The following is a 14,002-nucleotide window of genomic DNA, read 5'->3' on the forward strand; positions in this document are numbered from 1 at the left end:
ATTTTTATAATAACAACGAACATGAGTATCGAATTTCAGCATGAGCTCTCTAAATTCCACTAGCCGGACCCAAGCCTGGCTTGAAAGTTTACGACCCAAAACACTACCTTTAGGGTTAATTGCCATTGTGACGGGTTCCGCATTAGCGTATTGGATGGGTCATTTTGAGCTACCTATTGCACTGCTTGCTATATTAACAGCAGGAACCTTACAGATCCTATCGAACCTTGCTAATGACTATGGTGATGCCGTAAAAGGAACGGATACTGAAGAGCGTTTAGGGCCACTTCGTGGAATGCAAAAAGGCATGATAACAGCGGCTCAAATGAAAAAAGCACTGATCCTAAATGTTATTATTTCCTGTATCTGTGGTATTGCACTGATTATTGTCGCCTGTAAAAAGCCTGAAGACGCTATTGGCTTCTTAGTGATGGGTTTACTCGCTATTGTTGCCGCAATTACTTATACCGTGGGCAAACGGCCTTATGGATATATGGGACTGGGTGATATTTCTGTTTTAATTTTCTTTGGCTGGTTAAGTGTCATCGGAACTTATTACTTGCAATCCAATACCTTTGATATTGTTACTCTACTTCCAGCCACAGCCTGTGGTTTACTTTCTGTCGCTGTTCTAAATATTAATAATATGCGCGATTTAGAAAGTGATATTCAGGCAGGTAAAAATACATTAGCTGTTCGCTTAGGCCCTGCTGGCTCACGTACTTACCATACGTGTGTTATTTTTCTTTCTATTGCTTGCTTAATTATCTTTACCCTACTTTATATGCACCGCTGGACAGCATGGTTATTTTTACTCGCTACCCCAATGCTTTTACTGCATATCAAGCGTGTGAATGCGGATCACTCTGGTGAGGCGATGCGTCCTCTACTCGAACACATGGTAAAAGCAGCACTGCTAACTAACGTTCTTTTCTCTTTAGGCTTAGTTTTAGAATAATTTCACTCGATTGTTGATTTGACTCACTGAATTTTCAGTGAGTCTTTTGCCAACCGCCCCTGTTAAGGGATATACTGAGATTTCCTGTGGCAACCTGACGTAATCTCCTATGAAATATGATACTTCTGAACTCTGTGATATCTATCAAGAAGATATCAATGTCGTAGAACCGCTTTTCTCAAACTTTGGTGGTCAAAGTGCCTTTAACGGGCAAATCATCACCGTTAAATGTTTTGAAGATAATGGCCTGCTTTATGACTTACTCGAAGAAAATGGCAAAGGCCGTATTCTTTTGGTCGATGGCGGTGGCTCCGTACGTAAAGCTTTAGTTGATGCGGAACTAGCGCAACTCGCTGTTTCTAATGAATGGGAAGGCATTGTCGTTTATGGTGCAGTACGTCAAGTTGATGCATTATCAGAGCTTGATTTAGGTATTCAAGCGATGGCAGCTATCCCAGCAGGTTGTCCAAGTGAAGGCATTGGTGAAAGTGATATCCGTGTTAACTTCGGGGGCGTTACCTTCTTCTCTGGTGATTATCTTTATGCTGATAACACAGGGATCATCTTATCTGAAGAGCCATTAGGCTTAGATGAAGATTTGATTGAAGAGTAATTGTTACTTTTTATCTGCATTCTTACGATTTCAATACTCAAAAGCCACCTAAAGGTGGCTTTTGTTTTCTTAGGCTTTAAGCAAACAAAGACAATTATTGCACGTCTTCCATTTTGCCTAACAGCGCGCGTAAACGCTCTTGCCAGCTTGATTGCTCTTGTTTCAGCTCTTCATTTTCACGAACAAGAGCTTCGCGCGATCCTTTCGCTTCTTGAACTTCTTGGTTCAGCGCATCATTTTTTTCTTTTAGCTCTTCGATTTCCATCTGTAATAACGTGATGGTATCAATTGCTTGTTGTACTTTTGATTCTAACTTCTCGAAAACTTCAAATGACATACTGTAATCCCCCATATAATCGATACTTCCGATTGTAAGTAGCCTATCAACAACTGTCTAGCATCTTCCGAGGAATTACATTCTTTTTTCAATTTATCAAAAATACTGGTCAGATCACATTACAAATGTCGATCAAGTCACTAATTAAGAGCGTTTTCACTCATTTTCTTGATGAGACACACAAAATTCAATTTCGCTTATTCTCGTTTACGCTCATTAACGATAAATTCACAGTTATCTTTTCAATTCGAAAAGAATACTAACAATAAATAACCCTCTTTCAGGATAGAATATATGAGCCAGACGAAAACCTCTCTTATGGGTCAATGCATTTCTGAATTTATCGGAACTGCGTTGCTAGTCTTCTTTGGTCTTGGTTGTGTTGCTGCAGTACGTATTGCAGGTGCTCAACTGGGATTGTGGGAGATAAGTATTATCTGGGGGCTGGGTGTTGCCTTAGCCGTTTATCTTACCGCCGGCACCTCTGGTGCACACCTGAACCCTGCTGTTACCGTTGCGTTTTGGCTATTTGCTTGCTTTGAACGCAGAAAAGTTGTTCCTTATATTATTGCACAAATGTTAGGTGGCTTCTTTGCCGCAGCCATTGTGTACTTTATGTACTACAATGTTTTTATCGACTATGAACAAGTTAATGGCATTGTCAGGGGCTCACAAGAAAGTCTCTTCACTGCCGGTGTATTCTCTACTTATCCCGCAGCTCAAATTTCCGTTGCACATGCCTTTGTTGTCGAAGTTATCATTGCCGTTATCCTTGTTGGCTTAATTTTAGCCTTAACTGATGATGGTAACGGTGTACCTAAAGGCCCATTAGCACCTTTATTAATTGGTATCTTAATTGCCGTAATCGGCGGTGCATTTGGTCCACTAACTGGATTCGCCTTAAACCCAGCTCGTGACTTTGGTCCAAAACTGGTTGCGTACTTTGCTGGCTGGGGTGATATCGCGCTGACTGGTGGACGTGATATCCCTTATTTCTTAGTTCCAATGATTGCTCCATTTATCGGTGGTATCTTAGGTGCATTGGCTTACCGTAAATTAATTGGCCGTCACTTACCTTGCGATACCTGCAAAATCGAAGACGATAAATAAAATTAAGAGCAATATTGTTGATTATCAGAACAGGTTAATAACATGACAACAGAAACAAATACATCGAATACCGAGAAAAAATACATTGTTGCGCTAGATCAGGGCACAACCAGTTCACGCGCCGTAGTCATTGACCACGATGCAAATATCGTCAGTATCTCACAACGTGAATTCACCCAAATCTATCCTAAGCCAGGCTGGGTTGAACACGATCCAATGGAAATTTGGGCAACACAAAGTGCAACCTTAGTTGAAGTATTAGCAAAAGCAGATATTCCATCCGACCACGTTGCTGGTATTGGTATCACAAACCAACGTGAAACCACTATTGTATGGGATAAAGAAACCGGTAAACCCGTTTATAACGCGATTGTATGGCAATGCCGCCGTACTGCAGATTTCTGTACTCGCTTAAAAGATAAAGAAGGTGTTGAAGAATATATTCGTCAAAATACTGGCTTGATGGTTGACCCTTATTTCTCTGGTACAAAATTAAAATGGATCCTCGACAACGTCGAAGGCGCTCGTGAAAAAGCCGAAAAAGGTGAATTGTTATTCGGTACTGTCGATACTTGGTTAGTTTGGAAAATGACACAAGGCCGCGTTCACGTTACTGACTTTACTAATGCCTCTCGTACCATGTTATTTAATATCCACTCTTTAGATTGGGATCAAAAAATCCTCGATCTGCTGGATATTCCTCGCAATATGCTACCAAAAGTAGTGGCATCTTCTGAAGTTTATGGCCAAACAAACATTGGTGGTAAAGGTGGTACACGTATTCCTATCGCAGGTATGGCGGGTGACCAACAAGCTGCACTTTATGGCCAACTTTGCGTACAAAGTGGTATGGCGAAAAATACCTATGGTACAGGTTGCTTCTTACTGATGAATACAGGTACAGAAGCCGTTCGCTCTAATCATGGCTTGTTAACAACAATCTGTTGTGGCCCTCGTGGTGAAGTAAACTATGCTCTAGAAGGTGCGGTATTCGTTGGTGGTGCTTCTATTCAATGGCTACGTGATGAGCTAAAACTGATTGATGAAGCCACTGACTCTGAATACTTCGCAACTAAAGTTAACGATACAAATGGTGTCTATGTTGTTCCTGCATTTACAGGTTTAGGCGCACCATATTGGGATCCGTATGCGCGTGGTGCTATTTTTGGTTTGACTCGTGGTGCTAACCGTAATCACATTATTCGTGCAACTTTAGAATCTATTGCTTATCAAACACGCGATGTGCTTGATGCAATGCAAGCAGATTCAGGTGCACGTTTACAATCACTGCGTGTTGATGGTGGCGCTGTTGCTAACAACTTCTTAATGCAGTTCCAATCCGATATTTTAGGTACTCGTGTAGAGCGCCCTGTTGTCCGCGAAAGTACCGCATTAGGTGCAGCATTCCTTGCGGGTCTTGCTATCGGTTTCTGGAATGATTTAGAAGAAGTGAAAAACAAAGCGGCGATTGACAAAGAATTCCGCCCTGGCATCGAAACTACTGAGCGTAACTATCGCTATAACGGCTGGAAAAAAGCGGTTGCTCGCGCTCAAGAGTGGGAAGATCGCGCTTAATTGCAGTAAAACAGTTTGAGAGAGAAGTAGCCTAGGCTACAAAACCAAAATGCCGAGATTTTTTATCTCGGCATTTTTTATTTAACTTACTGTATCAGTCAATTAAATAGTATGTTCTTCATGGCTAAAACGATGAGCCAAAGGAAGCCAACAAAGTATAATAGCCACCGACATACCAAACATAATCATACCTAAGCTAAATTGGTTATGCTGTGGCAATAAAGCTGAAAACCATGTTGCTACACCTGAACCCACATTTTGTAAACCACCCACCAGCGCACCCGCAGAGCCGGCTAAATAAGGGAATGGCTCCATCGCACCTGTTGTTGCTAATGGGAATAACATACCTGCACCAAAGAAAAACAGCGCGGCTGGTACCAGTAATGTCCAGATATTAATAATATTTAGCCAACCAGGGATCCACATTAAAACCCCCGCAGATAAACAACAAAAAACAGAGTGCCACATCAGTTGTACAAAGGTTTTACCTTCACGACCAGCATACCAAGCCCCAAAAAATGCCGCAGGGATCGGTAAAATAAATAATATACTGATAGTAATACTATTTAATCCTAATACTCCCCCCATTAATACACCGCTTGATGCCTCAAAAACAGCAATACCAGATAATGCGCAAATCAACATAATCAAAAATGCACTGAAGGTACTATTTGAAAGCAGTAAGTAAAATGATGACAGCATTTTACGTTTTTCAACTTGCACTGGACGCGTTTCTGGCATCCAACGATACATACAGAAAAGAACACTACTTCCCAATAATAATAGGAAGATATAACACGCATGCCAGCCAAAGAAGTGAGCAACAACACCACCAATCATCGGCGCTAATAGTGGGCTAACTAAGACGCCCATATTTAATAAGCTATTGGCGTAACGCAATGCAGTTCCTGTATATAAATCACGAGGTTGAGTACGTGTCATGACACCAGCAACACCTGTTCCCATCCCTTGTAAAGTACTTGCAATAACCAGTGTGGTTAAATTTTGCGAGAAAATTGCCACCAGCGTTGATAAACAAAAGATCGTCATTCCGACTAAAATAACAGGACGGCGCCCTACTTTGTCGGAAATAGGTCCATAAATTAGCTGTGAAAAACCATAAGAAAAAAGATAGGCACCCATGACTTGCTGTACCGCCCCAGTGGGTTCACCAAAGTAAACCGCCATATCAGCAATAACAGGAACATAAATAGTTTGGGTCATTTGACCCACAGCAACCAGTGCAATTATCAATAATAATAAATTTGCATGTTCTAACTTTCTCATTTCTTTTCTTTGCTCAAGAATTTCAGATAAATAAATTAACGGACAGGCGCACACCACAGAGAATTTATAAAAATAAACTCTGCAAAATGCATGCCTTTTCAGAATGAGACTAAGTTAACAAATTTGGAGAAATTTGCGAGATAGCCAGCAATTTTTGTATAAAGATTAATGTCAGAGAAATACACCATAGTTGTCAATATAAATGTACATATTGTGTCATTTATTGACAGATCCTTAGATTAATCACATCACCACACCATCTTGATAAATAAAAAGTCGCTTCCTATTTAGAATGAATAAGCAACATAAGCATGTTTATCAAAAGGAGATAATCTCTATGGCTAATTGGGTGAATGGAAAAGTTACTCAAGTTCATCACTGGACTGATGCGTTAATGAGTCTCGTCGTCAATGCTCCTATTGATAAGTTTACAGCCGGACAATTTGCAAAATTAGCGCTAGATATCGATGGTGAGCGAGTACAACGAGCCTACTCTTATGTAAACGCACCAGATGATCCCAATTTAGAGTTCTATCTAGTAACTATTCCTGATGGAAAATTAAGCTCTAAACTAAGTACTCTAGAAGTCGGTGATGAAGTATTAGTGACTGAACAAGCCAGCGGTTTTTTTGTATTAGAAGAAGTTCCCACAGTAAATACGCTTTGGATGCTTTCGACGGGAACAGCCATTGGACCTTTTTTATCTATTTTGCAGTTAGGACACGATCTTGAGCGATTTGAAAATATCGTTCTTGTTCATGCTGTTCGATATGCTAATGACTTAAGCTATTTATCTTTGATGGAAAAACTCGTTGAACGTTATCAAGGTAAATTACGCATTCAAACCGTTGTCAGCCGTGAAAATCATATTGGCTCATTGACAGGACGTATCCCTGCACTCATTGAAAGTGGCGCTTTAGAAAAAACGGTTGGCTTAACTATCAGCCCAGAAGAGAGCCATATTATGTTGTGTGGTAATCCTCAAATGGTCAGAGACACTCAACAATTACTAAAAGAACAACGGGAAATGCGTAAGCACTTACGACGTAAACCCGGACATATCACCAGTGAGCAATATTGGTAATAATACAAAAAATAAGGGTGAATCTATTTATCTCACCCTTATTCATTTGATTTTAATAATATAAATTAACGCCAACGACGATAGTTCACTTGCTCTGCCTGTTTACCAAAGTAGTTTTCGCCGTCATTACCCACAAATACACCGCAATCAAGCAACATGATCATCCCAATAAAAGAAGGAAGAAAGCGTCCTATCGCCCATTGCCAAAATGGCTCTAAACTACTGGTATCAGCTAATCCTAACATTACGGCAAGTAGGAGTAATAAAAGCCATATTCCTCTTTTATTTCTGTCATGAAGTCTTTTTGTAAAAATCGCACATAGCGGGTAAAGAATAAAAAGGAATACTCCCCATATTGCAATGGCTGGTAATGGGTAAATCATATCATTAATAATAAAAAGGCCTAAAAATAGCGCAAAGCAAGCACCAAAACCAGCCCAAAAGTCACGGCGTCCAATTCGCCCTTTGAATGAAAATGCCCAATGTTGTAAGGTCATAAATTCTCAATAATTTACTTAATTTGTGAATTACACTGTCCATTTAGTATCAAATAATACAGACTAGCCAATAACAGCACAGACAAGCGGAGGACAGATGATAAAAGCAAACACACTTTCTACGTTATACCTGATAATCATAAGCATTGCTCTTTGTTTGCCAACTTCTGTTTTTGCAACAGAGATGTCTGTCGCACAAAAACAGCCTACAAAGGATGACATCGCCTATCTTAAACAAGATGCACCTGTTTTTGAGATAACTATTCCGGAACTAAGAGCAAAATTTAATCAACAAAATCCGTTGTTATCACTTAATGAATATAAGATTATCACCAATCACGATATTGCGATCCCTCTTGTCAGAGCAGCAACACGGATCACGCCTTATCTCTATTCATCTGCAATACTAGAGCGCGGTAGCGAAAAAATAAAAAGTTTACAACTAACGCTGCTCCACACCCCTGATTCACCTGAACTAGAAAAGATAAATCGTGAGATCACGACACAATACATTATTACTTTGGTCACTCAATTTGACTCATCAATAACCTCAGAGCAAATTCAAGAGGCTCTCAATTTATTTGCATTTAAAAATCAAACTTCTGATTACATTAGTCATGATGTGGGTGCAATTCGCTATATTATTGTCCATGAAGATGACCAATTAACAACCTTCGCTATTGAACCGATTAAGCTTTCTTTAAACAGCAAGATCGTTTCAGCTATTCCGTGATAAAAAACAAAGCTATTCTATTCATTGTTCTCTATACTGTTGTGCATCAACAGAATTCGTGTTTATTAGCAAACTAAATTTAAACCACTCGGTTGGAGGAAAAGTTATGCGCCATCCATTAGTCATGGGTAACTGGAAACTCAACGGCAGCATTCATATGGTTCATGAATTAATTGCTGCATTACGTAAAGAAGTTAGCGGTGTTGCAGGTTGTGATGTTGCTATCGCACCACCAGCAGTTTACCTATGCCAAGCACGCCATGAAATTGGTGGAAGCCGTATTGCATTAGGTGCTCAAGATACAGGTGTTAACTTATCAGGAGCTTTCACTGGTGAAACTTCAGCAGAGATGCTGAAAAACGTTGATGTTAAATACGTTATCATTGGTCACTCTGAGCGTCGTACTTATCATAAAGAATCTGACGAGTTTATCGCTCAAAAATTCGGCGTGTTAAAAGAGTTAGGTTTAACACCAGTATTATGTATTGGTGAAACTGAAGCAGAAAACGAAGCTGGCAAAACTCAAGAAGTATGTGCTCGCCAAATCGATGCTGTGTTAAATGCACATGGTGCAGCAGCATTTAAAGATGCCGTTATCGCTTATGAGCCAATCTGGGCTATCGGTACAGGTAAATCAGCAACTCCAGCACAAGCTCAAGCTGTTCATAAATTTATTCGTGATCATATCGCGAAGAAAGATGCCGCTATCGCTGAACAAGTTATCATTCAATACGGTGGCTCTGTTAACGATAAAAATGCAGCAGAACTGTTTGGTCAACCAGACATCGATGGCGCATTAGTAGGTGGCGCTTCACTGAAAGCTGACGCATTTGCCGTTATCGTTAAAGCAGCAGCACAAGCTAAAGCGAAAAAATAATTTTATCTTTCTGGCTGATGCCGTTAATTGATAAAAAATAGAGAAAATCACCTTACTGGATATAAAACAGAAGGTGATTTTTTTGTTTCTCTCATCTTTGATTATCAACGACGACTGATCTCATCAAATATGCCCCCTGTCGCAAAATGTATTTTCTGCGCAGATTGCCAATCACCAAAAACTTCATTAAGTGTAAATAGTTCTAGTTTTGGAAAACTATCTTGGTATTTCTCTGCAATTACTTTATCTCTAGGACGATAATAATTTTTTGCTGCGATCTCTTGTCCTTCTGGTGAGTAAAGATAGTCTAAGTACGCTGTGGCAATTTCTCGTGTTCCTCGTTTATCAACAACTTTATCCACTACCGACACCGTAGGCTCTGCAAGAATAGATATTGATGGTGTGACTATCTCAAACTTATCTGTGCCTAATTCATTAATCGCTAATAACGCCTCGTTTTCCCATGCAATTAATACATCACCAATACCTCGCTCAACAAATGTATTTGTTGCTCCTCTCGCACCTGAATCTAATACTTCAACTTGCTGATAAAGTGTTTGAACAAAGGCTTTGGCTTTTTCACTATCTTGATGATTGGCTTTTAATCCATAGCCCCACGCTGCAAGGTAATTCCATCTTGCACCTCCTGAAGTTTTGGGGTTAGGCGTAATAATTGAAACACCCGGCTTAATTAATGAATCCCAATCGACTATTTGCTTAGGATTTCCTTTTCTCACCAGAAAAACGATTGTTGAAGTATAAGGTGCAGAGTTATCGGGTAATCGAGTGATCCATTGTTTATCGATACTTCCTCTTTGGGCGATCGCATCGATATCATAGGCAAGGGCTAGTGTGACAACATCTGCCTCAATACCATTGATAACTGATGTCGCCTGCTTTCCTGATCCACCATGTGATTGGCGGATAGTGACTTTATCTCCCGTTTTCTGCTCCCAATACTGACTAAATACTGAGTTATACTGCTGATAAAGTTCTCTTGTCGGATCGTAAGAGACATTCAATAATTGAATATCTTTAGCCCATAAAATATTAGAAAAAAGTAATGTCACTAAAGCTGCCGATAATAAACCCCATTGTTTAAACATATCTATCCATCCCCTATCGTTAAATATTTAACTAGGCTGACAGAAAGTTTTATAACGATGAAATAACAAAAAGCCGATGGATATACACAACAGGAATATGACTATCAATATAAGGAAGATAAGAAGAGATGCTGGAAGATAAAGATCACTAAGTGAAATATTTTCACTCGAGAAGCTACTCTGACACAAGGAGAATGTATCAGAGCAGTTCACGAATAAGGATAGAACTCAGAAAGGCTCTGGTATTGCGGAAAATCTATTAATTAGTACAGTTTTTTCGCGGTTTCATACCAGTCAGCTTTAAAGACACGTTTCATATTCATAACCGCGTCAATAATATCATGGTGAACCAGTTTTTCGTTTTGAATACCAACACAACGACCGCCATAGCCTTCTAATAGCAGTTGTACAGAGTAAGCACCCATACGAGAAGCTAGAATACGATCGTAAGCAACTGGAGAACCACCACGTTGGATATGACCTAATACTGTTGCACGCGTTTCATGTTTAGTTTCAGCTTCAATAAAACGTGCTAATTCATGCACATCACAAACGTGTTCGGTAATTGCGACGATTGCATGACGTTTGCCACGTTCGATACCTGCTTTGATTTCTGCCAGCAATTCATCACGATTAAATGGTAATTCAGATTCAGGCAGAACAACAAATTCACAGCCCCCAGCGATTGCTGCAGACAGTGTTAAGTCACCACAGTAGCGTCCCATCACTTCTACGATAGAGATACGTTTGTGAGACGTTGAGGTATCACGTAAGCGGTCAATGGCTTCAACGGCAGTTTCTAATGCAGTGAAATAACCGATGGTGTAGTCAGTACCAGCAACGTCATTATCAATTGTGCCCGGTAAGCCGATGCATGGAAAACCTGCTTCCGTTAATTTTTTTGCACCTAGATAAGAACCATCACCACCAATAACCACTAAGGCATCCAGCTCATTTTGTTTCATGTTTTCGATGGCAACAGCACGTACATTGTCTTCGCGGAATTCAGGGAAACGAGCAGAGCCAAGGAATGTACCACCACGGTTGATCATGTCTGACACGCTAAAACGGTCGAGTTTTTTCATGCGATTTTCGTATAGCCCCATATAGCCATCCATAATCCCATAAACCTCTAAACCTTCACTTAGTGCGGCACGAACAACACCACGGATCGCGGCATTCATACCTGGTGCATCACCACCACTTGTTAAAACCCCAATTCTTTTGATCCCATTGACCATGATTACCTCTGATTCTTATTCGATGTAATTATTGCAAAATTGTTGGAATAACTTTTTATCTCAATACCGGCTTGTCTGGTGTTATATACCGATATCGCAAATGCTGAATTGATTCAACAATACCATTGTACGCATATTTTTTACCAGTTCATCATTATCGTACATTTTTTTTCATAAACTTGATGCGCATTAAACTAATCAGACAGCCTGTATAAAGATTATACTAGTCTATCTCAAATGTGTTTCACTAATAAGTTAACACTTTTTATACAGACACTTTACTGCCTTTTTGCATTCACCTCAAAAAAACGCTATTTATGCTAAAAAATAGCATCGGCATATTTTGATAAATATTCAGTTTTTCCCTTAAATGATGTTTTATTTGCTGTTTACCTTCCTATTTTAATCAGTCATCCTTTTAAAGAAAAAAATCATCTAAGGTACATTTGTGACTTATGGCTAAGTTCTTTGGTTCATTCTCCGCTTTTTAGCCTAGACTGATACAGTAGAGCTCTCACTTAATAGGAGGTTTTATGTTTGATTTAACGGGTAAAATCGCTTTAGTTTCAGGTGGCGCAAAGGGTATTGGCAAAGGTATCGTTATCGCACTAAAAAACAGTGGTGCGAAAGTAATTATTGCGGATATTGATGATGTTGCTGGTAATAAAACAAAAGAGGAATTAGGTGTAGGTTTTATGCATCTTGATGTCACTCAGCAATCTGCCTGTGAGAAAGTCATTGATGATGTCGTAAAAGAGTATGGCAAGCTCGATATTCTCTGTTCCAATACTGGCATTTTCCCTCAAGCAACGATTAAAGAGATGACAGAAGCTGACTGGGATAAAATGCATACCGTAAACTTAAAAGGCATGTTCTTTTTAGTAAAAGCCGCACTTCGTGTAATGGAGAAACAAAAACAAGGTCGAGTGATCATTACCTCTTCCATTACAGGTGCTATTACTGGCTATCCGGGCTGGAGCCATTATGGTGCAAGCAAAGCAGGACAATTAGGCTTTATGCGTAGCGCAGCTCTTGAATACGCACGCCATGGCATTACCATCAACGCCGTGATGCCAGGAAATATCCTCACTGAGGGTTTACAGGCTCAAGGTGAAGCCTATTTAAATCAGATGAAGGCTTCTATCCCAACTCACACGTTAGGTGAGCCAGAAGATATCGGCTACGCAGCCGCATTTTTTGCGTCGAATGAAGCAAAATATATTACAGGCCAGACAATTATCGTCGATGGCGGACAGATTTTACCTGAATCTCCAGAGGCATTGTTGTAATATATTTTAGGGTAGAATAATCTGCCCTAATTTTTCACTTATAATTAATATAAAATTTTTTGAATTATAACTAATTAATCGTGTTATTAGGTGATTTCAATAAAAGAATGGAACGGATTTAGCATCATGAAAATACTTCATTTGATTAATTTACAAGGGTTTGGTGGTGCTGAACGTTTGTTTATTGAATATTTAAAAAATAGTTCATTTCAGAATGAGATTTTGTGTACCAGTAACTCTTTAAATAAAAACCTACTCCCAGAGCTTAAGCATTTTAATATAAAACATGCCAATAAAATTGCTTCTACTAAAATAAAATATCCTTCTTTTTTAAGAAAATACGTCTTAACAAAAAAGATTGAAGCAAGTAAAGCTGATGTCACTTTAGTATGGGACTTTGTTCCAAAATTATCTAGGAAACCCAAAAACACCAGCTTAGTTTATTATGATCATGGCTGTTCTTGGCGCTATCCTCTTACCAAAAAAACACTAGATTTTTTTGATATGCTCAATAATGCTATAGCTATATCCACAGCATCCAAACGTGTCATGGAGTTGAGATTCAATACAACATATGAACCTAAAAAAGTTATTAACCGCTTACCATTAAAGCCTATTGAAATAGCAAAAACACTTCATGATGATAATCAAATTACTCTGGGTACAGCCTCTCGCTTAGTAGGATTAAAAGGAATAGGAATTAGTATTCTCTGCCTATCAGAATTAATAAAATTAAATATAAAAGCAAAATTAATTATTGCGGGTGATGGTGAACAAAGGAATGAGTTAGAGGAATTAGCGATACGCAACAATGTAAAAGACTATATCAGTTTCATTGGATATCAATCAAACATGGATACATTTTATTCAGATATCGACATTTATCTAAGCACTCCAGTAACAGAACCTTTTGGTTTATCTTGCATTGAAGCTTTAGCACAAGGTATTCCGGTTATCTACCCTAATATTGACGGCCAACCTGAAGCGATAAAAGATAAATATTGTGGTATAGGAATTACACCTACATTATCTATTGATGAATATCATAATTTAACAGGTTTAGATATAAACTTCCCTTATACAGTTTATGATCCCATTTCTGATACATTAACCTCCCCCAAATTAATATCCCCCCAAAATTGTGCTACGGCTGTAGTAGAAACAATTAATAATTATGTAACTTTTAGTCAAAATGCAATTAAATACTCAAAAGAAGCTATAGATTATAATCTATTTATTAGAGAATTTGAACACGCTATAAGGAACAGCCAAGCATAACTTAAAATATAAAAAAT

The 14,002-nt window shown here is 39.0% G+C and carries 14 protein-coding genes; 9 read left to right on the forward strand and 5 right to left on the reverse strand.

Annotated features, from left to right (window positions below; all coding sequences use genetic code 11):
- Positions 1 to 40 precede the first annotated feature (40 nt).
- On the forward strand, positions 41 to 958 hold the full coding sequence (locus DK857_RS10190; protein WP_075672991.1) for a 1,4-dihydroxy-2-naphthoate polyprenyltransferase: 918 nt from the start codon (positions 41 to 43) through the stop codon (positions 956 to 958).
- A 109-nt stretch (positions 959 to 1,067) separates the two neighbouring features.
- Positions 1,068 to 1,571, forward strand: a complete 504-nt coding sequence (rraA, locus tag DK857_RS10195; protein ID WP_098941446.1) for a ribonuclease E activity regulator RraA — start codon at positions 1,068 to 1,070, stop codon at positions 1,569 to 1,571.
- 94 nt (positions 1,572 to 1,665) lie between these two features.
- On the opposite strand, the gene zapB is transcribed toward rraA, so the two are convergent.
- Entirely contained in the window at positions 1,666 to 1,908 is a 243-nt protein-coding gene (gene zapB / locus DK857_RS10200; RefSeq protein ID WP_036933299.1) for a cell division protein ZapB, read from the reverse strand.
- A 294-nt stretch (positions 1,909 to 2,202) separates the two neighbouring features.
- Here zapB and DK857_RS10205 point away from each other — a divergent pair, with 294 nt between their 5' ends.
- Positions 2,203 to 3,018, forward strand: a complete 816-nt coding sequence (locus DK857_RS10205) for an MIP/aquaporin family protein (RefSeq protein ID WP_075672993.1) — start codon at positions 2,203 to 2,205, stop codon at positions 3,016 to 3,018.
- Positions 3,019 to 3,060: 42 nt separating this feature from the next.
- Entirely contained in the window at positions 3,061 to 4,593 is a 1,533-nt protein-coding gene (glpK, locus tag DK857_RS10210; RefSeq protein ID WP_109394374.1) for a glycerol kinase GlpK, read from the forward strand.
- Between the two features lie 102 nt (positions 4,594 to 4,695).
- Here glpK and emrD read toward each other — a convergent pair whose 3' ends face one another.
- Positions 4,696 to 5,880 (reverse strand): multidrug efflux MFS transporter EmrD, encoded by a 1,185-nt coding sequence (gene emrD / locus DK857_RS10215; protein WP_109394375.1) that lies wholly within the window; start codon positions 5,878 to 5,880, stop codon positions 4,696 to 4,698.
- Between the two features lie 337 nt (positions 5,881 to 6,217).
- Here emrD and fpr point away from each other — a divergent pair, with 337 nt between their 5' ends.
- A complete protein-coding gene (gene fpr, locus DK857_RS10220; protein ID WP_109402108.1) occupies positions 6,218 to 6,964 on the forward strand; it encodes a ferredoxin--NADP(+) reductase in 747 nt (248 codons plus the stop codon).
- A gap of 65 nt (positions 6,965 to 7,029) precedes the next feature.
- Here fpr and DK857_RS10225 read toward each other — a convergent pair whose 3' ends face one another.
- Positions 7,030 to 7,461: a DUF805 domain-containing protein gene (locus tag DK857_RS10225; RefSeq protein WP_109402109.1), complete on the reverse strand. Its 432-nt coding sequence runs from the start codon at positions 7,459 to 7,461 to the stop codon at positions 7,030 to 7,032.
- Between the two features lie 97 nt (positions 7,462 to 7,558).
- On the opposite strand from DK857_RS10225, the gene DK857_RS10230 reads away from it, so the two are divergent.
- On the forward strand, positions 7,559 to 8,194 hold the full coding sequence (locus tag DK857_RS10230; protein ID WP_075672998.1) for a DUF1454 family protein: 636 nt from the start codon (positions 7,559 to 7,561) through the stop codon (positions 8,192 to 8,194).
- A 106-nt stretch (positions 8,195 to 8,300) separates the two neighbouring features.
- Positions 8,301 to 9,071 carry a triose-phosphate isomerase gene (gene tpiA, locus DK857_RS10235; RefSeq protein ID WP_069366847.1) on the forward strand — a complete coding sequence of 257 codons (771 nt, stop codon included), beginning with the start codon at positions 8,301 to 8,303 and terminating at the stop codon, positions 9,069 to 9,071.
- A 104-nt stretch (positions 9,072 to 9,175) separates the two neighbouring features.
- Here tpiA and DK857_RS10240 read toward each other — a convergent pair whose 3' ends face one another.
- Both DK857_RS10240 and pfkA read right to left on the reverse strand, forming a co-directional pair.
- The gene (locus DK857_RS10240) at positions 9,176 to 10,177 is read right to left on the reverse strand and encodes a sulfate ABC transporter substrate-binding protein (RefSeq protein ID WP_109402110.1); all 1,002 of its coding nucleotides are present in this window, start codon (positions 10,175 to 10,177) and stop codon (positions 9,176 to 9,178) included.
- A gap of 263 nt (positions 10,178 to 10,440) precedes the next feature.
- Complete coding sequence (gene pfkA / locus DK857_RS10245; RefSeq protein ID WP_075673000.1) at positions 10,441 to 11,418, reverse strand: 6-phosphofructokinase; 978 nt, start codon at positions 11,416 to 11,418, stop codon at positions 10,441 to 10,443.
- A gap of 533 nt (positions 11,419 to 11,951) precedes the next feature.
- Between pfkA and fabG the strand changes: the two genes are divergently transcribed.
- Positions 11,952 to 12,707: a 3-oxoacyl-ACP reductase FabG gene (gene fabG, locus DK857_RS10250; protein ID WP_109402111.1), complete on the forward strand. Its 756-nt coding sequence runs from the start codon at positions 11,952 to 11,954 to the stop codon at positions 12,705 to 12,707.
- A 126-nt stretch (positions 12,708 to 12,833) separates the two neighbouring features.
- A complete protein-coding gene (locus DK857_RS10255; protein ID WP_109402112.1) occupies positions 12,834 to 13,985 on the forward strand; it encodes a glycosyltransferase in 1,152 nt (383 codons plus the stop codon).
- Positions 13,986 to 14,002 lie beyond the last annotated feature (17 nt).

Source organism: Proteus terrae, assembly GCF_003144325.1.
Classification (GTDB): Bacteria; Pseudomonadota; Gammaproteobacteria; order Enterobacterales; family Enterobacteriaceae; genus Proteus; species Proteus terrae.

What these genes read in the sequence shown, in the direction of transcription:
- DK857_RS10190 (WP_075672991.1), top strand. Translation starts at nt 41, where the DNA reads ATGAGCTCTCTAAATTCCACTAGCCGGACCCAAGCCTGGCTTGAAAGT.
- rraA (WP_098941446.1), top strand. Translation starts at nt 1,068, where the DNA reads ATGAAATATGATACTTCTGAACTCTGTGATATCTATCAAGAAGATATC.
- zapB (WP_036933299.1), bottom strand. Translation starts at nt 1,908, where the DNA reads ATGTCATTTGAAGTTTTCGAGAAGTTAGAATCAAAAGTACAACAAGCA.
- DK857_RS10205 (WP_075672993.1), top strand. Translation starts at nt 2,203, where the DNA reads ATGAGCCAGACGAAAACCTCTCTTATGGGTCAATGCATTTCTGAATTT.
- glpK (WP_109394374.1), top strand. Translation starts at nt 3,061, where the DNA reads ATGACAACAGAAACAAATACATCGAATACCGAGAAAAAATACATTGTT.
- emrD (WP_109394375.1), bottom strand. Translation starts at nt 5,880, where the DNA reads ATGAGAAAGTTAGAACATGCAAATTTATTATTATTGATAATTGCACTG.
- fpr (WP_109402108.1), top strand. Translation starts at nt 6,218, where the DNA reads ATGGCTAATTGGGTGAATGGAAAAGTTACTCAAGTTCATCACTGGACT.
- DK857_RS10225 (WP_109402109.1), bottom strand. Translation starts at nt 7,461, where the DNA reads ATGACCTTACAACATTGGGCATTTTCATTCAAAGGGCGAATTGGACGC.
- DK857_RS10230 (WP_075672998.1), top strand. Translation starts at nt 7,559, where the DNA reads ATGATAAAAGCAAACACACTTTCTACGTTATACCTGATAATCATAAGC.
- tpiA (WP_069366847.1), top strand. Translation starts at nt 8,301, where the DNA reads ATGCGCCATCCATTAGTCATGGGTAACTGGAAACTCAACGGCAGCATT.
- DK857_RS10240 (WP_109402110.1), bottom strand. Translation starts at nt 10,177, where the DNA reads ATGTTTAAACAATGGGGTTTATTATCGGCAGCTTTAGTGACATTACTT.
- pfkA (WP_075673000.1), bottom strand. Translation starts at nt 11,418, where the DNA reads ATGGTCAATGGGATCAAAAGAATTGGGGTTTTAACAAGTGGTGGTGAT.
- fabG (WP_109402111.1), top strand. Translation starts at nt 11,952, where the DNA reads ATGTTTGATTTAACGGGTAAAATCGCTTTAGTTTCAGGTGGCGCAAAG.
- DK857_RS10255 (WP_109402112.1), top strand. Translation starts at nt 12,834, where the DNA reads ATGAAAATACTTCATTTGATTAATTTACAAGGGTTTGGTGGTGCTGAA.